General features: G+C 41.6%; 25 protein-coding genes. 10 read left to right on the top strand and 15 right to left on the bottom strand.

Going from position 1 to position 22,685, the window contains the following annotated elements; all coding sequences use genetic code 11:
- The first annotated feature begins 7 nt into the window (after positions 1-7).
- Complete coding sequence (locus WKR92_RS14520) at positions 8-1,153, top strand: Gfo/Idh/MocA family protein (RefSeq protein WP_375558563.1); 1,146 nt, start codon at positions 8-10, stop codon at positions 1,151-1,153.
- 89 nt (positions 1,154-1,242) lie between these two features.
- On the opposite strand, the gene WKR92_RS14515 is transcribed toward WKR92_RS14520, so the two are convergent.
- The 4 genes from WKR92_RS14515 to WKR92_RS14500 form a co-directional block, all read right to left on the bottom strand.
- The gene (locus WKR92_RS14515) at positions 1,243-1,839 is read right to left on the bottom strand and encodes a zinc-binding dehydrogenase (RefSeq protein ID WP_375558562.1); all 597 of its coding nucleotides are present in this window, start codon (positions 1,837-1,839) and stop codon (positions 1,243-1,245) included.
- A 217-nt stretch (positions 1,840-2,056) separates the two neighbouring features.
- Positions 2,057-2,275, bottom strand: coding sequence for an alcohol dehydrogenase catalytic domain-containing protein (locus tag WKR92_RS14510; protein ID WP_375558582.1), 219 nt, complete (start codon positions 2,273-2,275; stop codon positions 2,057-2,059).
- 142 nt (positions 2,276-2,417) lie between these two features.
- On the bottom strand, positions 2,418-2,879 hold the full coding sequence (locus WKR92_RS14505; protein ID WP_375558581.1) for an SRPBCC family protein: 462 nt from the start codon (positions 2,877-2,879) through the stop codon (positions 2,418-2,420).
- A gap of 44 nt (positions 2,880-2,923) precedes the next feature.
- Positions 2,924-3,091: a hypothetical protein gene (locus WKR92_RS14500; protein ID WP_375558561.1), complete on the bottom strand. Its 168-nt coding sequence runs from the start codon at positions 3,089-3,091 to the stop codon at positions 2,924-2,926.
- Between the two features lie 122 nt (positions 3,092-3,213).
- Between WKR92_RS14500 and WKR92_RS14495 the strand changes: the two genes are divergently transcribed.
- From WKR92_RS14495 to WKR92_RS14470, 6 genes are read left to right on the top strand one after another with little or no spacing between them, the layout of a single operon-like run.
- Complete coding sequence (locus WKR92_RS14495) at positions 3,214-4,191, top strand: ligase-associated DNA damage response exonuclease (RefSeq protein ID WP_375558560.1); 978 nt, start codon at positions 3,214-3,216, stop codon at positions 4,189-4,191.
- A 1-nt stretch (position 4,192) separates the two neighbouring features.
- Positions 4,193-5,773: an ATP-dependent DNA ligase gene (locus tag WKR92_RS14490; protein ID WP_375558559.1), complete on the top strand. Its 1,581-nt coding sequence runs from the start codon at positions 4,193-4,195 to the stop codon at positions 5,771-5,773.
- Positions 5,774-5,775: 2 nt separating this feature from the next.
- Entirely contained in the window at positions 5,776-8,217 is a 2,442-nt protein-coding gene (locus WKR92_RS14485; RefSeq protein ID WP_375558558.1) for a ligase-associated DNA damage response DEXH box helicase, read from the top strand.
- 18 nt (positions 8,218-8,235) lie between these two features.
- Positions 8,236-8,916 (top strand): ligase-associated DNA damage response endonuclease PdeM, encoded by a 681-nt coding sequence (gene pdeM, locus WKR92_RS14480; RefSeq protein ID WP_375558557.1) that lies wholly within the window; start codon positions 8,236-8,238, stop codon positions 8,914-8,916.
- Between the two features lie 13 nt (positions 8,917-8,929).
- Positions 8,930-9,823 carry a sensor histidine kinase gene (locus WKR92_RS14475; RefSeq protein ID WP_375558556.1) on the top strand — a complete coding sequence of 298 codons (894 nt, stop codon included), beginning with the start codon at positions 8,930-8,932 and terminating at the stop codon, positions 9,821-9,823.
- Between the two features lie 10 nt (positions 9,824-9,833).
- Entirely contained in the window at positions 9,834-10,484 is a 651-nt protein-coding gene (locus tag WKR92_RS14470) for a response regulator (RefSeq protein ID WP_375558555.1), read from the top strand.
- Here WKR92_RS14470 and WKR92_RS14465 read toward each other — a convergent pair.
- From WKR92_RS14465 to WKR92_RS14445, 5 genes are all read right to left on the bottom strand, one after another.
- Positions 10,477-11,595, bottom strand: a complete 1,119-nt coding sequence (locus tag WKR92_RS14465) for a PAS domain-containing sensor histidine kinase (RefSeq protein ID WP_375558554.1) — start codon at positions 11,593-11,595, stop codon at positions 10,477-10,479. The two genes, WKR92_RS14470 and WKR92_RS14465, sit on opposite strands and share 8 nt — an antisense overlap.
- A 23-nt stretch (positions 11,596-11,618) precedes the next feature.
- A complete protein-coding gene (locus WKR92_RS14460) occupies positions 11,619-12,128 on the bottom strand; it encodes an RNA polymerase sigma factor (protein WP_375558553.1) in 510 nt (169 codons plus the stop codon).
- A 219-nt stretch (positions 12,129-12,347) separates the two neighbouring features.
- Positions 12,348-13,868 carry an FAD-dependent oxidoreductase gene (locus WKR92_RS14455; RefSeq protein WP_375558552.1) on the bottom strand — a complete coding sequence of 507 codons (1,521 nt, stop codon included), beginning with the start codon at positions 13,866-13,868 and terminating at the stop codon, positions 12,348-12,350.
- Positions 13,869-13,939: 71 nt separating this feature from the next.
- Entirely contained in the window at positions 13,940-14,413 is a 474-nt protein-coding gene (locus WKR92_RS14450) for a CinA family protein (protein WP_375558551.1), read from the bottom strand.
- Positions 14,414-14,421: 8 nt separating this feature from the next.
- Positions 14,422-14,487, bottom strand: coding sequence for a DUF6766 family protein (locus tag WKR92_RS14445; protein ID WP_375558580.1), 66 nt, complete (start codon positions 14,485-14,487; stop codon positions 14,422-14,424).
- A gap of 135 nt (positions 14,488-14,622) precedes the next feature.
- Here WKR92_RS14445 and WKR92_RS14440 point away from each other — a divergent pair, with 135 nt between their 5' ends.
- On the top strand, positions 14,623-16,479 hold the full coding sequence (locus tag WKR92_RS14440; RefSeq protein ID WP_375558550.1) for a beta-N-acetylhexosaminidase: 1,857 nt from the start codon (positions 14,623-14,625) through the stop codon (positions 16,477-16,479).
- Positions 16,480-16,483: 4 nt separating this feature from the next.
- On the opposite strand, the gene WKR92_RS14435 is transcribed toward WKR92_RS14440, so the two are convergent.
- Together WKR92_RS14435 and WKR92_RS14430 are read right to left on the bottom strand one after the other, a co-directional pair.
- Positions 16,484-17,401: a pirin family protein gene (locus tag WKR92_RS14435; protein ID WP_375558549.1), complete on the bottom strand. Its 918-nt coding sequence runs from the start codon at positions 17,399-17,401 to the stop codon at positions 16,484-16,486.
- Between the two features lie 77 nt (positions 17,402-17,478).
- Positions 17,479-18,378 (bottom strand): diacylglycerol/lipid kinase family protein, encoded by a 900-nt coding sequence (locus tag WKR92_RS14430; RefSeq protein WP_375558548.1) that lies wholly within the window; start codon positions 18,376-18,378, stop codon positions 17,479-17,481.
- A 90-nt stretch (positions 18,379-18,468) separates the two neighbouring features.
- Between WKR92_RS14430 and surE the strand changes: the two genes are divergently transcribed.
- Complete coding sequence (gene surE / locus WKR92_RS14425; RefSeq protein WP_375558547.1) at positions 18,469-19,203, top strand: 5'/3'-nucleotidase SurE; 735 nt, start codon at positions 18,469-18,471, stop codon at positions 19,201-19,203.
- A gap of 25 nt (positions 19,204-19,228) precedes the next feature.
- On the opposite strand, the gene WKR92_RS14420 is transcribed toward surE, so the two are convergent.
- The 3 genes from WKR92_RS14420 to WKR92_RS14410 are packed head-to-tail and all read right to left on the bottom strand — an operon-like array spanning position 19,229 to position 21,316.
- Positions 19,229-19,963 carry a metallophosphoesterase family protein gene (locus WKR92_RS14420; RefSeq protein ID WP_375558546.1) on the bottom strand — a complete coding sequence of 245 codons (735 nt, stop codon included), beginning with the start codon at positions 19,961-19,963 and terminating at the stop codon, positions 19,229-19,231.
- Between the two features lies 1 nt (position 19,964).
- A complete protein-coding gene (locus WKR92_RS14415) occupies positions 19,965-20,708 on the bottom strand; it encodes a nucleotidyltransferase domain-containing protein (RefSeq protein ID WP_375558545.1) in 744 nt (247 codons plus the stop codon).
- A complete protein-coding gene (locus WKR92_RS14410) occupies positions 20,705-21,316 on the bottom strand; it encodes a hypothetical protein (protein ID WP_375558544.1) in 612 nt (203 codons plus the stop codon). Before WKR92_RS14410 ends, WKR92_RS14415 begins: the two co-directional genes overlap by 4 nt.
- Positions 21,317-21,480: 164 nt before the next feature.
- On the opposite strand from WKR92_RS14410, the gene WKR92_RS14405 reads away from it, so the two are divergent.
- Positions 21,481-22,176, top strand: coding sequence for a TVP38/TMEM64 family protein (locus WKR92_RS14405; protein WP_375558543.1), 696 nt, complete (start codon positions 21,481-21,483; stop codon positions 22,174-22,176).
- Here WKR92_RS14405 and WKR92_RS14400 read toward each other — a convergent pair.
- Positions 22,173-22,613, bottom strand: coding sequence for a hypothetical protein (locus WKR92_RS14400; protein WP_375558542.1), 441 nt, complete (start codon positions 22,611-22,613; stop codon positions 22,173-22,175). The genes WKR92_RS14405 and WKR92_RS14400 overlap by 4 nt on opposite strands.
- Positions 22,614-22,685 lie beyond the last annotated feature (72 nt).

The raw sequence follows: 22,685 nt of genomic DNA, 5'->3' as shown, positions 1-22,685 counted from the left end.
ACGCAAAATGACAAAGAAAAAAGAAGTAAGAATTGGGCTAATTGGTTGTGGCTTTATGGGTAGGACACATTCCAACGGGTATAACCGAATTAAGAATTTCTTTCCGGATTTAGAGCATCTACCAGTATTGAAAGTAGCCTGTTCTAGAAATGAAGAAAAAGCAAAGGCCTTTTCGGAGCAATGGGGCTACGAGTCGTATGAAACCGACTGGAAAGCTGTTATAGCACGGGATGATATTGACGCCATTGATATATGTACGCCTAACGATATGCACGCAGAGATATCGATTGCAGCAGCTAAAGCTGGCAAGATGATTTTTTGTGAGAAACCGTTGGCTCGGACGCTGGAGGAGTCAGAAGAAATGGTTAACGCCGTCGCAGAGTCTGGTGTTAAAAATATGGTTTGGTACAATTATCGTCGTTTACCTGCTGTAACACTTGCTAAGCATATTATAGAATCAGGTAAATTAGGCAGAATCTTCCATTATCGTGCTAATTTTTTACAAGACTGGACAATCAATGCCAATGTTAAACAGGGTGGTAGTGACTGGCGTATGGATGCTGAGGTTGCTGGATCGGGTGTAACTGGTGATCTACTGGCCCATTGCATTGACACGGCCATGTGGCTAAACGGAAGCATTGGTGATGTTTCAGCTGTTACCGAAACTTTTATAAAGGAACGCGTCCACCAGGTGACCGGAAAAATGGAGCCCGTTGGGATTGACGACGCATGTATATTTCACTGTCATTTTGATAATGGATCTTTAGGTCTATTTGAATCAACGCGTTATGCCCGGGGGCATAAAGCATTTTACACCTTTGAGATTAACGGAGAAAAAGCTTCAATTCGTTGGGATCTAGAAGATCTGAACCGTTTGGAGTTTTTTGATCATTCCGATAGCTCTGAAGTGCGTGGTTGGCGTTCTATTCACGTTACGGATGGTGATCAGCCCTATATGGATAAATGGTGGGTGCCAGGATTGAGTATTGGATACGAACAGAGTTTCATCCATCAAGCAGCTGATTTTCTTGAAAGCCTAGCGTCAGGTCAAGACTTTTCCCCTAACTTTAAAGACGCTTTTGACACCCAAAAAGTCTGCGAAGCTGTTCTTGAATCTGCAGCTTCAAAAAGCTGGAAAACAACAGGCTTATAATAACGATTTATCCTGTGTACTATTAGTAGCTAAGACCACGTATAAATTTCGTGGCCTTAGCTTATGAATTTACGGTATCAACGCTCTCATCATGGCACAAATACAGCTCGGAGACAGGAATCTCGATGCTCAGCAAAAAGCTCGTAAACGTAATTACCATGATCGAGGATGAATTCATGTGTTTTGAGGTACGTCGGGTCGATATCACCTTTCTGTACGTGGTCGAGCAATGTTGGAATATATTTCTGAGCATGCACCATTCCGGACTTTATTGTCAGAGACTTATTAATCATGACGCCCACCGGAAACTTATCTACGAGGCCGGAGTAGACTCCCACTATGGAGACCGTACCGCCTTTACGACAATTGGTTAGGGCTTGCCGCAAAACTGCAGGCCGATCACTTTCTAACTTTAGCTGTTGTTTTACCTTGTCATAAACATCTTGAAGACCCTGACTGTTTGCCTCCATACCAACTGCATCAATGCAAACGTCTGGACCCCGACCTCCGGTGGCCTCTTTTAAGGTTTCTTGGATATCGCTAGATGTGTAATTTAAAACTTCTCCATTGCAATTTTCTGCAACTAGCGATAACCGATAGTCGTATTTATCAATACAAATTACTCGGGAAGCACCTTTTAACCAAGCGGAGGCAACGGCCATTTGTCCAACTGCGCCAGCTCCCAAACGGCAACAATATCGCCCTGATTAACCGATATGTCGGCAGCCATATACTCAGTTGATAGAGCATCCGAAGTAAATAAAGCTTGTTCGTAACTTAAATCTTCCGGAATGACAAAACACCCATATTCAGCATAAGGCACACGAATATATTGCGCATGACTACCGGCATAACCGCCATATAAATGAGAGCACCCGAAAAAGGCGGCAGTTGGAGCTCCGTTTATCTTTCAAGTATTTGACCATTTTGATTGCTATTATCACAAAGTGACCATTCTTCGTTTTCGCAATAGAAGCACTTACCGCAGCCCATGTCGGGCGCAACTACAACTCGGTCTCCTTTTTTCAACTTTCTGATATTCGCGCCCGTTTCGACTATCTCGCCAACAAATTCATGTCCTAAAACATCTCCTGATTTCATTCCAGGAATATAACCATGTATAAAGTGAAGATCAGAGCCGCAAACGGAAGATAAAGCTACCTTTACGATAACGTCACCGGGGTTGATAATCTAAGGTTCTTTAACGGATTCAAGCTTAACTTGATTTTTTCGATCATAACATAATGCTTTCATATGAGTAGAGTTAATCCCCGAAAGGTTGGTTTTCAATAGTTGGCAGCACACCAGACTCTATAAACCGTTTGAAGTTTTTAATATCTTCTCTGATCATGTTTTCGAAGAGTGGATTAAACAGTCCCGCGATCGCCTCCGTAATTTTTCCTCCGGGTGCTCGGTAGGAAATAACGGCATGAACTTCCGTGCCGAACTTGCCTGCATCTTCGAAATGGATATTACCGGCGTTTTCGATGATCGTTCCCTCTTTTGATTGCCATCCAATGCGTTCATTTTGTTCGTCGAGCACAATTTCACTTTCCCACTTAACGGGAAGCGTGTCCCCTAGCACAGAAAGCTCCCAACGTGATCTGCTTGGATCAAGCACGGTGATATCCTTCAGATGTTTCATAAATAAGGGGAAATTTTCAATTTTGCGCCAAAACGCATAGACTTCGTGTCGCGGTTTATTGACAGTTAAACTGACCTTTATATTTACGTTGCGAACTTCTGTATATTTTTTATCAATATAGTTGTCTAGTGGGCGTAAGCAACGATCTTCAAGCCCTGATACAATAAGATCCCACCAATAGCGAGTTTAAACGGTTTAAACCGTGATGATTTTCGGGCTGTACATAAAAATATCACTCCTGCGCCGATAATTGCCATTTTTTCGGCAGTACTTAATTTGTTTTCTTCATGCATGGCTGCATATTTATGCTTGTTTATGAGTTAACATCAGTTCATTAGCATTGTTTAAAACATATTTAATTTGAAAGATGTTCATTATGTACTTAATAACTATTAGTACTTAAAGAGCATTTAAATTGTTGAGATTCACCCACAAAGGTATTTATTGTGAAGCCGGCAAGTTCTATATTGACCCTTGGTCGGAAGTGGACTACGCTGTAATAACCCACGGACACGGTGACCATGCGCGTGCGGGGATGAAACATTATTTGTGTCATCACTTCACAGTTCCTATACTGAAAAGGAGAATAGGTGACGTAAATGTACAGGGAGTTGCTTATCATGAAACACTGAATATCAACGGTGTGAGTGTGTCGCTCCATCCGGCAGGACATATAATGGGGTCGGCACAAGTTCGTTTGGAATACAAAGGAAAGATAGTCGTTGTCTCTGGTGACTATAAACTTCAGAACGATGGGCTATCCACTCCTTTTGAAGTTGTGAATTGTCATGAGTTTGTTAGTGAAAGTACCTTCGGCCTTCCGATTTATAATTGGGTGTCAGTTGAACAACAAAATGAACAATTAGGAAGCTGGGTATCAGAGAATCAATCAAATGGTAAAACCTCTGTGATTATAGGCTATTCTTTGGGGAAAGCTCAGCGCATCATGAGAGCATTAGAGAATATTGGACCCCTGAATGTGCATTCTTCTATTGGCAAATTAAACGAAGCTTATGCGAGCGTAGGTATTGATTTGCCACCGTATGAAGTGATAGATTTCCAAAGCGATTTACGCTATTTGGATAAGGGTATTGTTATATTACCTCCTTCTTTGCTGGATAGCAATATTATCAGAAAGATCCCTAATCGTGTGAACGCTATTTGTTCAGGCTGGATGCAGGTACGCGGTGCTAGGCGCTGGCGGAGTGTAGACGCAGGCTTTGTTATCAGTGATCATGCAGACTGGCCGGGGTTGTTGTCAGCTATCAAGGCTACAAACGCTGAGAAAGTGTATGTAACGCATGGACAAACGCATGTGTTCGCTAAATATTTAAACGAGGCTGGCATTTTAGCCGAAGAGGTGATAACTGAATTTGGAGAGGAGGAAGGCTAAATTGGAAACATTCACTAAACTGATCAACGCGCTGGATAGCACCAATAAAACCAATCAAAAGTTGGAAGCATTTGATCTCTTCCTACATGAAGCGACTGACGAGGACAAACTCTGGTTTTTAGCTCTTTTTACAGGGAAGAGACCGAAACGCAATGTAAATACGACGCTCATGAAACGATGGGCCATGGAAGAAGCCGATATACCAGAGTGGCTTTTTTTGGAATGCTACGCTTCAGTGGGTGATTTGGGCGAGACAATTGCCTTGATACTGCCTGAGCCAATAAAATCTATTGAACGGGATCTTTCCGAATGGATGAAGCTGATCGCGGAGCTAGTGGACAAATCAGAGGATCAAAAGAAGGCCTTTGTGTTGGACAGCTGGAAACATCTCACTCGAACTGAGCGTTTTATTTTTAATAAACTACTTGGCGGTAGCTTTCGTATGGGTGTTTCTTCTAAAACTCTGATTAACGCAATTGCTAAGCACTATCGACTAGATACCAGTGCCGTTGCTCATGCAATTATGGGTGATTGGAAAAGAGAAGAAGTCCGCTTTGAGATGCTAATTAAAGGAGGATATGCGGATATTCACCTATCAAAACCATACCCTTTTTGTCTGGCGTATCCCATAGGCAAGCAGCCTGAAGACTTAGGTGATATCGCTCAATGGCAAGCAGAATACAAATGGGACGGTATACGTGGTCAAATAATCAAACGAAATGATGAGGTTTTTATTTGGTCACGTGGTGAAGAGCTGATTACACATCAGTTTCCGGAGATACGTGATGCGGTGTTCGGCTTTCAGGAAGATTTTGTGATGGATGGAGAGATTTTGGTATATAAAGATGGACAGGTAATGAACTTTACGGATCTTCAAAAGCGATTGAACCGTAAAAATATCAGTAAGAAGTTACTTGCCGAACTGCCCGCCGTCATGTTTGCCTACGACTTGATTGAATGGCGGGGTAAAGATATACGGAGTAAGATGATGAGCGAAAGAAGAGAACTTTTGGAATATCTTCTAACTACATATTCCTGTGATCAAATCCACATCTCAGAAATCATTCGTGCGACCGATTGGGAGGAATTAAAGAAAAGACGAGAACAAGCACGCAGCATAAATAGCGAAGGTCTGATGCTTAAGCACTCCGAATCCCAATACCATGCAGGAAGGCTGAAAGGAGATTGGTGGAAATGGAAAATAGATCCGTTAAGCATTGATGCTGTTTTGATTTATGCGCAGAAAGGAAGCGGGAGGCGAAGCGGTTATTATACAGATTACACCTTTGCGGTTAAACAAGGCGACCAACTAGTAACGATTGCGAAAGCTTACTCCGGTCTTAGTGATAAGGAGATTCAGGAGGTGAGTCGCTTCGTAAATCGCAATGCAATAGAAAAGTTCGGTCCGGTGCGTACTGTAAAACCGGAATTAGTTTTTGAGATTGCTTTTGAAGGAATAGGTTTTAGTAAGCGTCACAAATCGGGCGTAGCATTGCGTTTTCCAAGAATAGCCCGTTGGCGAAAAGATAAGGTAGTTGACGAGATAGACGATATCGAAGAAATAAAAAAACTGATAAGGTGATTTTGAAAAAAACTTTGAAGGATAGTCCGGGTTATCGTTTGGTATATGACTGGATGCTGGATAAAGGCAATACCCCTTTTGAATTTCAGAAAAAGACTTGGGAGAAGTTCGCTAGAGGCTATAGTGGAATGGTGATTGCGCCAACCGGATTCGGCAAAACCTTCTCTGTTTTCTTAGCTGTTTTAATCGAATTTATGAATTGTCCAGAACAGTATCAACGTGGTTTAAAGTTGCTATGGATAACTCCGCTTCGTTCTTTGGCGAAGGATTTGGCGAAGGCGATGCAAGAAGCAATTGACGAAATCGGATTGGATTGGACCGTAGAGGTTCGCAATGGCGACACAGATATAAAAGTTAAACAAAGACAGAGCAGACAGATGCCGGATGTTTTATTAGTCACTCCTGAGACTTTACATTTGTTGTTAGCGCAAAAAGGGCGCGTAAAATTCTTTAAGTCATTAAAATGTGTTGCGGTCGACGAATGGCATGAACTGTTGGGTTCAAAACGAGGTGTGATGGTGGAACTGGCCATAGCTTTTCTACGAGCAGAAAATCAAAAGTTACGTATATGGGGAATAACTGCTACTATCGGGAACCTAGATGAAGCAATGGATGTATTGCTTTTTTCGATTAAAAAACGTGTTAAGGTGCGGGCGAAACAACATAAGAACATAGATATAATTTCTATTTTTCCGGATGAGGTGGATGTATTGCCCTGGGCCGGACACCTGGGCAGTAAACTAGTAGAAAAGGTGGTTCCTGTCATCCTGCAAAGTAAGTCGACCATTATATTTACGAATACGAGAAGCCAAACAGAAATTTGGTATCAACTATTGTTGGATGCTTATCCAGATTTTGCTGGGCAGATCGCCATTCATCACAGCTCAATAGACGCATTTATTAGACGATGGATTGAAGAAGCTCTCAGTGAGGGAAAGTTGAAAGCGGTAATCGCCACTTCTTCGTTAGACTTGGGTGTAGACTTTAAACCTGTAGACACCGTGATACAGATAGGTTCTAGTAAAGGTGTTGCTCGATTTATGCAGCGTGCTGGGCGTAGTGGCCACTCTCCATTCGAGACATCAAAGATATACTTTGTACCAACACACTCTCTCGAACTCATTGAAGTAGCTGCATTGAAAGACGCTATTAAAAACAAGGTAATCGAAGAGAGGCAGCCGCTTGTACTTACATTTGATGTCCTTGTGCAATTTCTGGTGACAATTGCTCTTGGAGGCGGATTTAAATCAACGGCTATGCTTCCGATTATTAAAAACACCTTTGCTTTCTCGGAAATGACAGACGACGAATGGCGGTGGTGCATCATGTTTATTACCGTTGGCGGGGCTATCGGAGAGAACTATGAAGAGTTTCATAAGGTGGTGCGAAATGATGATGATCTGCTGGTAGTTTCTAAGAGACGCATAGCGATGCTTCATAGAATGAATATTGGTGTGATTGTAAGTGATGCGATGATGCGAGTAAGGTTTATTACGGGAGGCTACATCGGGATGGTTGAAGAATATTTTATTTCGAAGCTGAAGAAAAACGGAAAATTTATTCTTGCTGGAAGGGTTTTAGAGTTGATACGGATTAAGGAGATGACAGCATATGTGAAACTTTCATCCGGAAAAGCGCTTGCTCCTGCATGGCTTGGTGGTCGACTTCCGCTGAGCGCCAACCTAAGTCACTTTCTTCGTAAGAAACTTGCTGAAATCGAAAGAGGCCATACTAAAGAAAAAGAACTGAAGTTTTTATCACCGTTGTTTGCCCGACAAAATGTGCAGTCAGTAATTCCAGCGGAAGGCGAGTTTCTAATAGAGAAGATAAAAACGAAGGAAGGATACCATCTTTTTATGTATCCTTTTGAAGGACGACTAGTGCATGAACTAATGGCGGCACTGTTGGCTTATCGGATCAGTAAACTGTATCCGATAAGCTTTTCTATGGCAATGAATGATTATGGCCTTGAATTGTTTTCTGATTCGGATATCATGTTGAACAACAACGATTTGAAGAATTTATTTGACACGAAGGATTTAATGATAGACGTTTCTAATAGCATCAATGCAACGGAAATGGCAAAGCGAAAATTTAGAGACATAGCTGTTATTTCCGGTATGGTTGTCCAAAACCTACCCGGTGCACAACGAAATTTTAAGAGCTTGCAGTCTTCAGCTGGTATTATATTTCAGGTTTTAGAAGAACATGATCCACAGAATCTTTTACTTCGACAGACGTATATGGAGGTGTTCCACCAACAGTTAGAGGAACACCGCTTAATGTCTGCTTTTACACGGATAAAAGAAAGCACGATCATCTATAGGACGTCGTCTAGTTTTACGCCTTTAAGCTTTCCTATAAAGGTGGACAGTCTGCGCCAGTCATTGTCTAGCGAAAATTTAGAAAAAAGAATTGAGCGAATGCGAGCAAGGAGTCTATAATCAGAAAAACACGAGAAAATGAATATACACGAGAAACGTATCATTTTTGCCGGCGAGGAACTGATCTTAAACAATCAAAGGACTGTTTATTGGAGCCGAAAGAATATGCTAATCTTGTCGGACTTTCATCTTGGCAAGCCTGCCTATTTTAGGGAGAATGGGATTGCAATTCCGAAATCTGTTGCGATGAAAGACATAAAGACATTGGAGTCTCTGTTGATTTACTATGGTGCCGAGCAGGTGATCATCGTGGGAGATTTAGTTCACGCTGGTACGAATAAAGAACTGACCTTATTTAAAGCGCTCGTTCAGAAGTTTAGAGAAGTCAGGTTTTTATTAATTAAAGGTAATCATGATAGTATTTCTAGCTCCCAACTGGAAGCCTTAGGCATCTCTAACGTACATAATGAGTTGCAGATTGACCCGGTTAGTTTTTCTCACAATTCGAGGCCAGGTTCAAAAAAACATTGGATTGTAGGTCACATTCACCCGGGTATCCGTATTGAAATGCCGACCAAACGCTTTATCAGGCTCCCATGCTTTGTGCAAGCCACATCGGAACTGATACTCCCTGCATTTAGTAGATTCACTGGACTGGACATGTTCCGTCATGCCGACAAAAAGGCATCATATTTCGCTTTTTATGAACAAGGTATTTTTATGATAGAACATTTCTCAGGTTTGGATGTTAAAGGATAGTGACAACTTACTAATGAAGACAGATCTTAAGAAAGACACATCGCAGCCATATAACATTGCATCGCGTGCCAAAATTATTTCGCTCTTAATACAGCACTCTGAAAAAGTCTGGAAAGCGGGTAAAGAGGGAATGCATTTTCGCCAAGCGATGGCGGATCAGGATATTGCAACTCTAATAAATGAACTACAAGAATACCATCACTTGCTTGAAATGCAGAACGATGAATTAAAGCGCATGAAATCCGAAATGGAAATTACGAAGCTAAACCAACAAAAAAATATATTATCGGCAATGTTTGCAGCACAGGAGAAGGAGCGTAATCGAATCAGCCAAGCATTGCATGATAGTGTCTGCCAACTCCTGTATGGTATTCGCTTGAACCTGCAGAGTTCATCAATTTGTAAAGAAAATAGCGACCACTTTAATAATCTAAACCATTTATTGGATCAGGCGATCAACGAGACACGTTTAATTTCTTATGAATTAAGACCCTCAATTTTAATCGACTTCGGATTTAGTGAGGGAATTAAGGAGATGATAGCTCGATTAACGGCACCGTCCTTTAAAATACGGGCACGTATTTCACCGCTGGCAAACAAACTAGACCCCGATGTTCAATTGCATGTTTTCAGGATTATACAAGAGTTGGTCAATAATGTTTTAAAACATGCGAAAGCCAACAACGTGGATATCGTTCTTAGGATACAAGATGCGACGGCGATACTAGAAGTACGTGATGATGGAGAGGGTTTCCAGGGAAATATTGCTCTGGCATTTAGGAATGGGTCGGGACTTAGAGGAATCAAAAATCAGCTTGTTTTATTAAATGGCAAGATGACAATAGATAATACAGATATAGGGGCAACGATACGAGTACAGTTTGAGGATATAAACATCAATAGATAAAGCGGACGTCATGATAAATGTTGTGTTGGTTGAAGACCATAATATTGTTCGGGATGGTATAAAGATGTTGTTGGAGTCGGAAGCGGATATTCATATCGTAGGTGAAGCCAGCGATGGACAAAAAGCTATTAAATTATTGGAAGAAGGTACGGATGTAGATATTCTTCTTTCAGATATTAACATGCCAAACTTAGATGGTATCGATATGATCGGTAAATTAAAAGTGTCTCACCCCCATGTGAAAGTTATCATTTTAACGATGCTGGATAATGAAAAATATGTGGCTCGAGCATTCGAAGAGGGTGCGTGTGGATACTTGTTAAAAAATGTTAGTGCCGATGAATTAATTTTTTCATTAAAACACGTAAAAATAGGCGGATATTATCTATGTTCGGAGCTTTCCATTAAGCTTTTGAAGAGACTTATCAGTTCACCGAACTTTGCGAGTAAGGATTCTGAACCTGATATTGATTTGTCGTCCAGGGAGATCGAGGTATTGCAGTTAATCGCAGAAGGCTATACCAATGGGGAGATATCCGAGAAACTATTTTTAAGCAAACGAACGGTCGAAGGACATAGGCAGAGTTTGATAGATAAGACGGAGTCAAGAAATACAGCAGCTTTGATACGGTTTGCCACGTTGCATGGTCTGGTTAAATAGTAGCTAGGGAAAAAGAAAGCCGGGATCCCTCACCGAGTGTGCTTTCGATACATAATTTTGAATTGTGCTTTTCCAGAATATCATTGACGATAAACAAACCTAGGCCCAATCCAATAAACTTCGTGTTCTCAGATTCAATTCGGTAATAACGATCCAAAAGTTGTCCGGCGTATTCGGCTGATATACCTATGCCATAATCAGTAACCGCAATCTCAACGTGACCATCGGTCTGACGAGAAGTAACATCAACAGTATCTGCCTTTGGGGAAAATTTAATGGCATTAGACAGTAGGTTACTTAGAACCTGCATGAGACGACCGCGATCTCCGCGAACGTGGATATCTGACCCTATATTTACGACAATCTGGTGGTGTACGCAATATTGCTGAATTGACTTAACGCTTTCAAGAATAAGATCACGCAAAGGAAATTCTACCATATTATATTCAAATTGGTTGATTCGGATTTTGGATACGTCTAATTGATCATTGATCAAGCTCTCTAGTCTTGCTAAACTGAACTGTGCTCTAGGGATAAACCCATAAGCCTGATGATCTTTTTCTATTAACTTACCAAGGAGTTGGATATATGCTTTAGCACTGGTCAGTGGAGTTTTTAGCTCGTGGCTAATGAGGTTAATAGCATCATCCTTCAGGTTGTTTAGCATCTCTAGCTCATGTGTATAAAGTTGTAACTTTTTTTGCAGGCTAACTCGTTCTGAAATATCCCGTGCTATTTTCGATGCGCCAATAATCTTCCCATCCGGTGTTTTAATCGGTGAGATGGTAAGCGATAAGCTAATGATATCACCATTCTTTGCCAATCGCTCTGTTTCGTAATGCTTGATTTGCTCTCCAGAGCGTATCTTATTTAGAATTTCAGTTTCTTCTTGTAGGCGGTTTTCTGGAATGAGTATTGTAACGGACTGGCCGATAGCCTCATCGGCACTGTAACCAAACATTTCCACCGCCGAATTATTCCAGCTAGTTATCTTGCCTTCCAGATCTTTGGTTATGATGGCATCATCGGAAGAACCGATGATGCTTGCCAATAGCCAATCTGGTCCTGGAATGGTATTAGGAGTCTTATGGTGTTTGTCACTTTTCCGCATCGCAGCACGTTATTGACTGCAAATTAAATGTTTTTATATTGTTTTAACGATTTCTTTAATAATTTTCTAGCAATATGAATCCTTGTTTTCACGGTTCCGATGGGTATAGCAAGGTAGTCTGCTATCTCATGATACTTATAACCTTCGAAATACATCGTAAACGGTTTGTAATAGTCATCAGACAGCTTGTTCAAGGCGTTTTCTATATCTTTTCTGATAAATTTATTTTCCGCTTGATTCTTTGTGGAGCTATGTAACATGCTCTCGGCGTAAATCTCGTCGGTTTGGATTACAACCTTGTTGGCTTTGGTAGCTTTACGATAATTATTAATGAAGGTGTTCTTCATAATGGTGTACAGCCACGCTTTCAAATTAGAGCCTTCTTGAAATTTATTCTGATAATTGATGGCTTTCATCAAGGTCTCTTGAATTAAGTCATCTGCATTATCTTCCATGCGCGTAAAATGCAACGCATATGGTTTTAAATAATCGATGTGGCTCGCTACTAATGTTTGAAATTGCATCGTTGTCATTGCGTTCAGGTTTTAAGTTTCAATTAAATGTTTAAGTCATTGATTGTTAATCAATAAATATGCTGAAGATGACAAAACAAGTATATCACGCAGACGGAACGCGAAGTTTGTAAGAGCATTTGGGTATTAATACCCCTCATAAATATTAGTGATCTTTTCGAGAGAACAATCGGACTGTCTATTCACCGACTGTTTTTGTAGACTTTTGTATACAGCTGATTATAAAGGCTTTGATAGTTTGTTGTATGCAGGACCCTCAATGACGTCACCGTCAACCGTAAAGCGACTTCCGTGGCAGGGGCAGTCCCAAGTTTTTTCAGCTTTATTAAAATGGACAACACACCCCAAATGAGTACATACAGACGAAACGACGTGTAAACCGCCCTCTTCATCACGATAGGCAGCCACTTTCTCGCCATCTATCGTCAGCGTTTTTCCGTCTCCATTTTTTATTTCCTTTAAACTGTCAGCGTTGCCGTAAAAAAGATAGTCCTTTACGAGATGCGTTACTACAGTTGACGTTTCTTTTGCAAACTGCTTAGCACTGGCAATAGGGGTGAAGCGGGTTGGGTTGTAGAGTTCCAGCCACTGGTGCTCCTTGCCTACTATTTTATCGCTGATAAGCATCGCCGCTAATGTGCCGTAAACTAAACCGTCAGCTTTAAAACCTGTTGCGATGTAGGTGTTCCATTGGAGCGCGCTGATGCCGATATAAGGTAGTCCGTCGCCCGATTTGTAGTTCTGTGCCGCCCATCGGTATGCGATATGATCGACATTAAAATGCTGATGCACGTACTGTTCTATCTGTTGGAGAAATTGCTCATTTTCTTCCAAAGTTCCCGTACGGTAGGGTTCTCCTAATGCAATTAGATAATTCCCATCGTGAGTTGAATAGGGGCGTACGGAATATTGACCAGATTCAATGAGATCCCAATAAACAGCAGCGGGGGGTAATGCTTCTTTTAATTTAGCTGCAAGAGCGAATTCACGATAAACTTCCATTTCCGTATGAACTTGATACACTCCCTTTGGTGAATGGGTGGCCATGATAACATGATTCGCCTTTACTGTATGTCGATCTGTATCGATAATACAAGGACTGCCGTCTTTGACTTTTATCACCGGTGTGTTTTCAAATATTTGGCAGTTTTGATGGTTTATTAATTGGGCTAACCCTAAGACATATTTATACGCATTAAGTTGTGCTTGGTTTTCAAATGTTGTGATCTCCTTAATGTCGCTATAAGGAAAGTCTGAAAGAGTGGTGTTATGTGCTTCAAGTCCCGCCTTTTTACCAGCTTTAAATTCTCGTTGAATCTCCGATTCATTTTCTGAATGCGAATTTCTAGTAAATAAATGCCATGGGACACGTTGAAAGTCGCAATCTATCTGATTCGCAGTAATCATTTCTTCGATGAAGTCGATTGCCGCCAAACGCGACTTGACCATCTCAATCATGTCCTTTTCTCCATGTCTGCGTTCTATATTTGATAAGCGTTCACCCACCGTAGCATAAAGGTTCCCCGTAGAATAAGCTGTTGATCCACTCGCGATTTTCTTGGCCTCTAGGAGGACAACTTGTCGACCGGCTTTTGCAAGTAAATAAGCAGCAGTAATTCCGGTTATACCGCCACCGATAACTACGATGTCGGGTTCTAAATTGCTTTTTAATTGAGGATAATTTGGACTCGGCACATCTGCATACCAAACAGAGGTCGAGAAGTCTTTTGTATCGTTCATGTTCTTAAGATTAATAATAATAAATATATTCGTTCTTTACCTGTTAAGCATTGTTGGTTTTTATGAGCTAGTTATAAAAACTCATTTAAGAGCTTAGCAACTTCCGCGGTAGTCTGTCTAACGATATCTTCAGGGGAACCGGAAAACACTATTCGTCTAGAAAATAAGCTGTGATTGTTCATTAATCCGTGAATGAACATGGTGCCGACAGGTTTTTCATCAGTTTCGCTACCACCAGAGGTCGTCAAGCCGGTAATACCCACATAAATATCAGCTTCTATCAGACGCGTGAGACCCTCGGCTATCGCCTCAGTAACTTCCATCGACTCGGGTGTTTTTTCGTCGATAAGCTGTTTTGGAACGTTCAATATCGTCTCTTTTAATTTCGCATCATAGCATACAAGTCCCCCCTTTAAGAACTTTCCAGCCTGTGGAACTAGTGAAAAATCGGAAGTAACGCGTCCGCCAGTAGCACTTTCAACAAAAGCAATGGTCAGGCCTTTTTGTGTCATCAATTTTGTACATTGTATCAAATTGTTGTCCATACTCATTTTTATTTACCTGTTTCCATATGAGGAGCATCTACCGGTTTAGATTCTGGCGACCCTTTTTGTCGCAGTTGCAGCGTTTATGTTATTACGATTTATCAAATAACCATGATATGAGGGAAATGGTTTTGTTATAATCAGTTTGTTTGGGCAGTTACTAAAATAATATTTATATTAACCTTCTTTTTCTGAATAAAGACCTGAATATGAAACAACTTTTTCTTACTTGCTTCGTTTTGCTTTTTGTCGCTTTAGTTAGTCGTGCTCAAGACATATCCGTCATTCCTCAACCGGTAAGCGTAGAGGAAAGAGCGGGCACGTACCGTATCGATCCTCAAACGACGATTATTTATGAAAAAGGAAATATAGACCTTCGTGCTATATGCGAAAAGCTTTCCGACCAAATTGAAGAACTAACCGGCTTTCATCTAGATGTAATGGAAGGTAATCGAAGTAATGCTAAAGGGAATATTTATCTGGGATTAGATAAAAAGCTTGATACGTTGGGCGACGAGGGATATCGACTGGTGGTGGACGAAAACGGAATAGAAGCAAGTGCGCAAAGAGAAGCAGGTGTCTTTTACGCGGCACAGACTATTTATCAATTAGTTCCGACCAACCGATCGGACGAAGAAGTATTGGCTTCGGCAGAGATACCGGCTGTCGAGATCTCAGATAAACCTCGCTTTGGATGGCGGGGCTTGATGTTGGATGTAGGACGCTATTTCTATTCGGTCGATTTTATTAAGGAATATATTGACAATATCGCGATGCACAAGATGAATACATTTCACTGGCATCTGACGGAAGACCATGGTTGGAGGATTGAAATAAAAAAGTATCCAAAATTGACCGAAGTCGGCGCTTGGCGGCAAGGGACACAGTTCAGTAGGTTTCATGAAGACATCAATCGAAATGCACATGGCGGCTATTACACACAGGAGCAAATTCGAGAGATCGTAAAATATGCGCAGGATCGGTATGTGACGATTATACCAGAAATTGAGATGCCAGGACACGCAACTGCTGCTTTAGTAGCTTATCCTGAACTCTCGTGTACAGGTGGACCGTTTACTATACCGGAACACTGGGGGATACAAAAGGAGATATTTTGTGCTGGAAATGAGCAGACTTTTGAGTTTTTGGAAGGAGTTCTAACGGAAGTGATAGATCTCTTTCCTTCTCCGATTATTCACATTGGAGGAGATGAAGCTCCGAAAGACCGCTGGGAGGTCTGCCCCAAATGTCAAAAGCGTATTCAAGAGGAAAATTTGAAAGATGAACATGAGCTTCAAAGCTATTTTATAACACGTATAGAGAAGTTTGTGAATTCAAAAGGCAAGAAGATCATTGGATGGGACGAAATATTGGAAGGTGGTTTAGCGCCCAATGCCATGGTGATGTCATGGCGTGGTGAAAAAGGCGGTATAGCTGCCGCTAAATTGAAACACGACGTGATCATGACGCCAAATACGTACGCGTATCTGGACTACTATCAGGGTGAGCATGATTTTGAACCACGGGCGATCGCTGGATTTTTGCCTCTTGAAAAAGTCTATTCCTATGAACCTCATCACGAATCCTTTACAGATGAGGAAGCTGCTTATATAAAAGGTGTGCAAGGGAATGTTTGGGCGGAATATATTCATACGCCTGAAAAAGTTCAGTATTTTGCATTTCCACGTGCAGCAGCCTTAGCTGAAATTGCTTGGTCTCCCGCGTCAAAAAAAGATTGGACAAGTTTCAAGCGACGCATTGAAGATCAGTATAAACGCTATGATTTGGCTGGAATGAATTATTCTACAAGTGCATACGACGTATGGATTGACAGTTCGATTGATACGCTGGGCAGCGTCGCAAATGTTTCATTGAGAACACAAAGCTATCAGCCGGAAATCCGTTACACGGTTGACGGAACAGAACCTACGGCGGAGTCGCCAGTATACAAAGACAGCTTCACAGTATCTCTACCCGGAACAGTAAAAGCAGCTACGTTCAGAGATGGAGAGCGAATTAGTCATCGAAGTGCTCGTTCGTTTTACATTAATCCAAACAACCAGTAAGCAGTTAAGATAGTGGTTCAGGCTTAGGAGCAGAACCTGCTGGTCTTGATTTATCATTTGGGAGGGGAATAAACTCCTTATCATCAGTTGGTGGTAAGATGAAGCGACCTTGCTTCCAATCTTCTTTAGCTTGTTCTATACGTTCTCGTCGCGAGGAAACAAAGTTCCACCAAATAAAACGTTCGCTCAGAGGCTCACCACCTAGAAGCATCAAGGTTGTTTCTTGTTTTGCGACAATAAGTGGATCTACCCCTTTGGTAAATACTAACATTTTACCTTCGGTATAGATTGTGCCGGAGATCTCGACAGCACCTTTAACAATATAAAATCCGCGTTCAGCATGTTCCGGAGGAAGGGCAAAGGGAGTGTCTTTTTGGAGAACTACATGCAGATAAAATAATGGTGAATTTGTATTGACATTGCTTTTCAATCCGTATGCATCTCCAGCTATGAGCCGCATCCATATTCCTTTATCGGTAAAAACAGGTAATTGATCTGGTGTATAATTAGCAAATGACGGTGCAATTTCTTCATCTTGCTCCGGAAGAGCCACCCACGTTTGTATCATTTCGAGCCCTCCGGATAATGAGGATGGATCTTCAAAGCGTTCTGAATGTGCAATTCCGCTGCCGGCTGTCATCCAGTTTACCTCGCCTGGGCGGATAATCTGTTCCACACCCAAGCTGTCACGATGCGTAACCTGACCGCCAAACAAATAACTCACTGTTGAGAGTCCGATATGGGGGTGAGGCAGTACGTCCATTTCAGTAGCTTGCTGGATGCTTATATTATCGACCGGACCTGCGTGGTCCATAAAAATAAAAGGGCCAATCATTCTTTTTAATCGGAAGGGTAGTATGCGCTTCACTTTCATCTGTGGGGACAGAGAAGCCATACGTGATTCAATAACAAGGTCGAGCATAATCCAGTTTTTTAGTTTAAAGCAATTTAAGTATTAATTTTTTAAACGGAGAGTAGTAATGGTATACGATGGCCGTACTACCGTATAATCTTAAGAGCGTTGTCCATGACTTCTATCCGAAGTTCCTCCTTCGAATTAGTGCTTGCTTCATCATCCACGTGCATAAACCTGCTTTGACAGACAAGACGGCATCTTCTGGCTTTTATGCTGTGCCCACGCCAACTGATGTCTTCGTCATTTATCAATCGCTTGATGTAAGCTGCAAACTCGTCACGCTGTTCTTCTTGAATGCAGACAATATCCAACATGCCATCGTCTGTTTGAGCATCTGGAGATAAAACGAGATTAGGTCCGATAGACGGAATGTTCATAATCTCTATTAGCAGTGCGTTTCCGTTGTAAATACGCTTATCAGCCTTGATGTAATATGGAGAGGCTTCTGCGCTTAAAACGAGTTTGAGTAGCTCTTCACGAGCAAATCTTAATTTATCGTCGGCGTCCTCGAGATGTTCAGTACTGATCGAGTCCATTTTGTTAATTAGCTGCGCAAACAAACCATATCCTGCACCTTCTAAAAAATAGTCGACAGTTTCTTTATCATAGACAGCACCGAAATCGAATCGCTTGGCGTCGCTTGTTTTCCAGCTTTTTATATGGTCTTCGACAGATAAACCGAGTTTAGGGTTGAGCGACTTTGATAGGTTATTGGCGGTACCTAAAGGTAATATTGCAAAAGGGATATGTTGATTTTGCTTCTCTTTTTTCATCAATTCTTTAACAACGCGACGTATGGTTCCATCACCACCAGCAGCTATGATAAAATCGGCCTGATCTATTTCCTCTTTCCAACGGTCATCATGTTTAATCGGAAAATAAGTGCAGGAAAATCCCTCTTTTTCAATAGCATGCATCAACTCCGATTTAAAGTAATCGTCGTCTCCAGCGTCTTGATTATGTAGCAACAGGGTCTTTTTCATGTAAATAGTTTAAAGTTGAACATTTCATGCTACTGTTTTGTTGTTCCTACAGAAAGAAATAATTACGATGTAAACGAAAGCAACAAGGAAATGAAAATTTTAGTTACGAATGACGATGGAATATACAGTCCGGGGATTGCAGCACTTGCTAAAGTGGCGAAAAAATTTGGTGATGTGCGGGTAGTCGCACCAGACGTCGAACAGTCGTCCATGGGACATGCGGTAACACACTCGCGACCTTTGCGTTATAAGAAATCGCCTATCGAGTTCGGCGATATAGAAGCACATCGGGTAAACGGTACTCCGGCCGACTGCGTCGCCATGGGAACACATCTCTGGACCAATATTGACGTTGTACTATCAGGAATTAATATGGGACCAAACTTAGGAAACTCGATGTGGCACTCAGGAACGCTAGCGGCAGCGAAACAGGCTGTTTTATTTGGAATTAAAGGAATTGCACTCAGTACACCGGTCGGAAAATCGGAACCTGATTTTGAGCTATTAGCGCCTTTTGTCGAACAGACACTCGAGCTCCTGTTGGCAAAGCGGGAGCTTGCGTTGTATAATGTAAATTTCCCGCAACAGCCAACCGATTTAGTTTGGACCAAACAATCGGTACGCTTATATGACGGCACAATTTTGCCTGGCACCGATCCGATGGGAAGAAAACATTACTGGTTTACGGTTACTCCACTGGAACCGGCCGAAGAAGGGACCGACCGTTGGGCGGTAGAAAATGATCTGGTTTCAATTACACCACTACGACTTGATTTGACAGATCACAGTGTTTTGAAAGATAAACTCAGCGGTGTGGAGAGTTAGTTTTCGAGCTATCAAATTAGAAGATTTATACATCTAATACGGTATAGTATGTTGATGCATCATAATGAGCTTGCAGCACAGGTAGAGCTACATTATAAACCGGAACTCCGCCTGCTGTTGCACCTTGAAATTGGCCAACATGAGCATGACCGTGGAATGCAGCTGTTACATTCCGGCGTTGTAAAGGCTCTGCGAGATAGGATGAGCCAAGAAATGGATAGATCTCTAGCGGTTCTCCTTCCACCGTCTCTTGTATCGGTGAATAGTGGAGGAGGGCTATCTTCTTAACTTCTGGATACTCTTGTTCTAACCTAGACAGAGCACGATCTAACAATAATGATTCATTCACTGCCTCCTGCACAAAGTCCTTCATCGCTTCTTCACCAAACATAGAAAGCATATAACGATCAAATCCGCCACCAAAGCCTTTTACCCCGCTAAATCCGATTCCCTCTATAACAACAGCTTCGCCGTCCAAGATAATCATATTACTATCTTGCAAAATTTGTCGGATGAGTTTTTGTCTTCCCTTTTCATAATCATGGTTGCCTAATACACCGATTACAGGAATACTTGCGTGTCTTAATTCTTCGGCAAGAACGTCAGCTTCTTCTTCGTCACCTGTATCTGTAAGATCACCGCAAATCAGTAGAACGTCAGCTTGATCTGATATTTCTGCAAAACGATCCTTCCAGTGGCCTTTATCTGAAACCCTCGTGTGAATATCCGCTAATGCAGCTAGTCGTTTTTTATTTTCCATGTTATATCGTAATGATTGTGCATACTTTATAATCCCATTCTTTTATGTCAATTTGATACTGTGTCTGATCAATCATAGGTCCGCGGCATACTTTTTCTTTTGGGGGTGGAAGGTCATATTGTTCGTTCGCGCGCCGTATAAGTTCGTCGAAAATCCATTTGGGGATGATTTCACGATAATCTGCCGGGTACACGAATTGAAAATTGATAATTTGACTAAGAAGTAAATGCCAATGTTGATCCATCCGAAAGAGAAGATGTTCCCAATTTAAGCTTTTACCATACTTCAGGAGTGTATGATTAATATCGGCGCTATCGTTCCTTTCTCGGTTCTGGACATACAACTTACACCAAATTAATTCCTCGGCGGGAATAAACTCCACAGGCACTCCCAATAAAGTCCCTTTCGCAGACCGTTCGTGCCATGTATCATCAATCGTGCATATATTATATACACTATCGAATATGATATCGATAAAATAGTCTCCTTTAAACACTTTCGCAAGCCACCGAACATCGGTTAATTCAATTTCGTAACCTCGGGCTTTAAATTGTTTTAGGATACGTGGATATTCACTGCTTTTACAAAACAGATCGAGGTCTTTTGTATTTCGGAAGATGCCCGTATAATGAAACATCGCAAAAGCCCCGCCCAGCATATAACGGCAGTCACTCTGATTCAGAAGCTCTAAGGATTCCATGAAGAAAGCATTCGCTTCTTCTTTTTGTTTTTCCGTTTCTATCATTCTGCTTTCAATTTCGTGTCTACGAAGCCTTCGATAAGCCCTTTCCATTGCGGGGTTGATAGTCCGAGCTTCGCCATTATTCCAACGAGTGCGTTGCGGATTTTATCAGTCAAAGTGGTACTGTCTAAGTTAATCAGCTCATTTCGACCATGATATTCAGCTTGTACGACGTTCTGTGTACGCTTTACTAAAAAGGTTGAGCTTGAAATGTGTTTAAAAAAATGTGCAACTTCATCCGTTTCCCGTTGCCGAGGGTTTTGAGTGGGGCGAACGGTTACTGAACAACTCTCTCCCGATGACTGGGATATTGTCTCCTCTATTTCTTCAATTTCTACCCAATCGTAGCCGTCACCAATTGAACTTCCGGGTCCGGGTATATCGATCCGCAGCAGGTCGCCTTTTCTCATTTTCCGGATTAAATCACGTCCTTGCTGATCGGTTAAAACGAATCGGGCACCGGGCACCTTCGCGATACGATACCATTCGTAAGGATGTAATAATCTGTTTTTGGCAATTTGATAAAACTCGATCGACTGTGCTTCGCTGTCAAAAGTAGTACGAGCGATATGATCCAATTGCTTCCCCTTATGCTGAATGGGCGTAGTCATAATGTTTTTTCTTTTATTTCTTCATGAAGACTAACAGTTGTAATAAGCTATTGGTTTCAAATAAATTCCGTGAACAACACATGAAAGGGTTTTCTGTGAGAGGCTTCATTTTAAACAAATTCCGAAAAATAGGTGTTCTAATGAGAGAATATGAGTTTGTGTACATGAGATATCAAAAGTTTCCTATCGTAGCGTCTTTTTTTATATTGGTTGTCCTTCTTGGTCTCTATTTTTTTGTGCCTGCATTTAATGAGGCAATGCGAGAAGCATTTAGCGTGTTGACGAGTGGCGATGAGCAAATGATAAAGGAGTGGGTGTCTAAGTTCGGTATGTGGGGTCCCTTGGCGCTTATCGTTGCCATGGTAATTTCGATGTTCCTTTTCGTGATGCCTAATCTACTACTGCTGATAATTTCATCTCTCAGTTACGGACCATTATGGGGGTCTGTCATATCATTAGTCGCAGTATTCGTTTCATCTTCAATTGCCTATGCTATTGGTTACTCAATCGGCCCGGTGATATTGAGGCGTTTGCTAAAAGAGGAGATGCGTTTAAAATTGACTCGATTAATTCGAAACTATGGAGTCGGCGCTATTATTCTGTTTAGATTATCGCCCATACTATCCAATGAGGCAATTAGCTTTATACCAGCCGCTTTAAAGATGAACTATAGGAGATTTATAACAGCTACGATGGTGGGTTCTGCACCCGTTATTGGAATCTTAGCTTTTACTGCAGCCGAGGGCAATTTCAAACCCGTCCTCATCTGGCTGTCAGTTATTAGTATCGTGGCTTATATAGTCTATATCTTTATAGATATCAGAACAAAAAAAAGACGGGAGACAGTTTCGGTACGCTAAGGGTGTTGGTTCCTTTGGTTACGCTCCTTGGCGAGGTCACTTTTTGCCATAAGCTCCTTGTAGCTCCTTTCGTTTTCAAAATAGGCTACCTGACCTTGGTCGCCGACTAAAACAATATATGCATCGGCTTTATCAACATCTTTCAAGGTGTAAGGGTCAACCGCAATTCGTGCTTCTTTTTCCTTAGGGATGCGTTCTTGACACATTTCACAACAGCCGTAATAGATTTTCCCCTCGTAAGAAACCTCCAATTGCGGAATGCCCATATAGGCATCATTAACCATACATACCAAATTGTTTGGCACTTGGTCACCAACTTGTGGAGCTACATTTGCCGCGGCCTCTGATGACTCATCGCTTCCGGCTAGATTGCACGCGGATATTGATATCAATGAAATGAAGATAATACTGATGTATTTTAGTTTACGAACGATCATGCTGTAAAGTTATCGAATTCTTTCGATTTGTTGTTATCTTTGTTTAAAACCATTATAAACTTTTTAATGCCG

This window comes from Albibacterium profundi, from assembly GCF_042159835.1.
In the GTDB taxonomy this organism is placed as follows: Bacteria; Bacteroidota; Bacteroidia; order Sphingobacteriales; family Sphingobacteriaceae; genus Albibacterium; species Albibacterium profundi.
The sequence above is the reverse complement of the archived record's forward strand: the minus strand, read 5'-3'. Positions and strand labels throughout refer to the sequence as shown.

Excerpts from the sequence above, each read along its gene's own strand:
- WKR92_RS14520 (WP_375558563.1), top strand. The coding sequence starts at position 8 with ATGACAAAGAAAAAAGAAGTAAGAATTGGGCTAATTGGTTGTGGCTTT.
- WKR92_RS14500 (WP_375558561.1), bottom strand. The coding sequence starts at position 3,091 with ATGCATGAAGAAAACAAATTAAGTACTGCCGAAAAAATGGCAATTATC.
- pdeM (WP_375558557.1), top strand. The coding sequence starts at position 8,236 with ATGAATATACACGAGAAACGTATCATTTTTGCCGGCGAGGAACTGATC.
- WKR92_RS14475 (WP_375558556.1), top strand. The coding sequence starts at position 8,930 with ATGAAGACAGATCTTAAGAAAGACACATCGCAGCCATATAACATTGCA.
- WKR92_RS14470 (WP_375558555.1), top strand. The coding sequence starts at position 9,834 with ATGATAAATGTTGTGTTGGTTGAAGACCATAATATTGTTCGGGATGGT.
- WKR92_RS14465 (WP_375558554.1), bottom strand. The coding sequence starts at position 11,595 with ATGCGGAAAAGTGACAAACACCATAAGACTCCTAATACCATTCCAGGA.
- WKR92_RS14460 (WP_375558553.1), bottom strand. The coding sequence starts at position 12,128 with ATGACAACGATGCAATTTCAAACATTAGTAGCGAGCCACATCGATTAT.
- WKR92_RS14455 (WP_375558552.1), bottom strand. The coding sequence starts at position 13,868 with ATGAACGATACAAAAGACTTCTCGACCTCTGTTTGGTATGCAGATGTG.
- WKR92_RS14450 (WP_375558551.1), bottom strand. The coding sequence starts at position 14,413 with ATGGACAACAATTTGATACAATGTACAAAATTGATGACACAAAAAGGC.
- WKR92_RS14440 (WP_375558550.1), top strand. The coding sequence starts at position 14,623 with ATGAAACAACTTTTTCTTACTTGCTTCGTTTTGCTTTTTGTCGCTTTA.
- WKR92_RS14435 (WP_375558549.1), bottom strand. The coding sequence starts at position 17,401 with ATGCTCGACCTTGTTATTGAATCACGTATGGCTTCTCTGTCCCCACAG.
- WKR92_RS14430 (WP_375558548.1), bottom strand. The coding sequence starts at position 18,378 with ATGAAAAAGACCCTGTTGCTACATAATCAAGACGCTGGAGACGACGAT.
- surE (WP_375558547.1), top strand. The coding sequence starts at position 18,469 with ATGAAAATTTTAGTTACGAATGACGATGGAATATACAGTCCGGGGATT.
- WKR92_RS14420 (WP_375558546.1), bottom strand. The coding sequence starts at position 19,963 with ATGGAAAATAAAAAACGACTAGCTGCATTAGCGGATATTCACACGAGG.
- WKR92_RS14415 (WP_375558545.1), bottom strand. The coding sequence starts at position 20,708 with ATGATAGAAACGGAAAAACAAAAAGAAGAAGCGAATGCTTTCTTCATG.
- WKR92_RS14410 (WP_375558544.1), bottom strand. The coding sequence starts at position 21,316 with ATGACTACGCCCATTCAGCATAAGGGGAAGCAATTGGATCATATCGCT.
- WKR92_RS14405 (WP_375558543.1), top strand. The coding sequence starts at position 21,481 with ATGAGATATCAAAAGTTTCCTATCGTAGCGTCTTTTTTTATATTGGTT.
- WKR92_RS14400 (WP_375558542.1), bottom strand. The coding sequence starts at position 22,613 with ATGATCGTTCGTAAACTAAAATACATCAGTATTATCTTCATTTCATTG.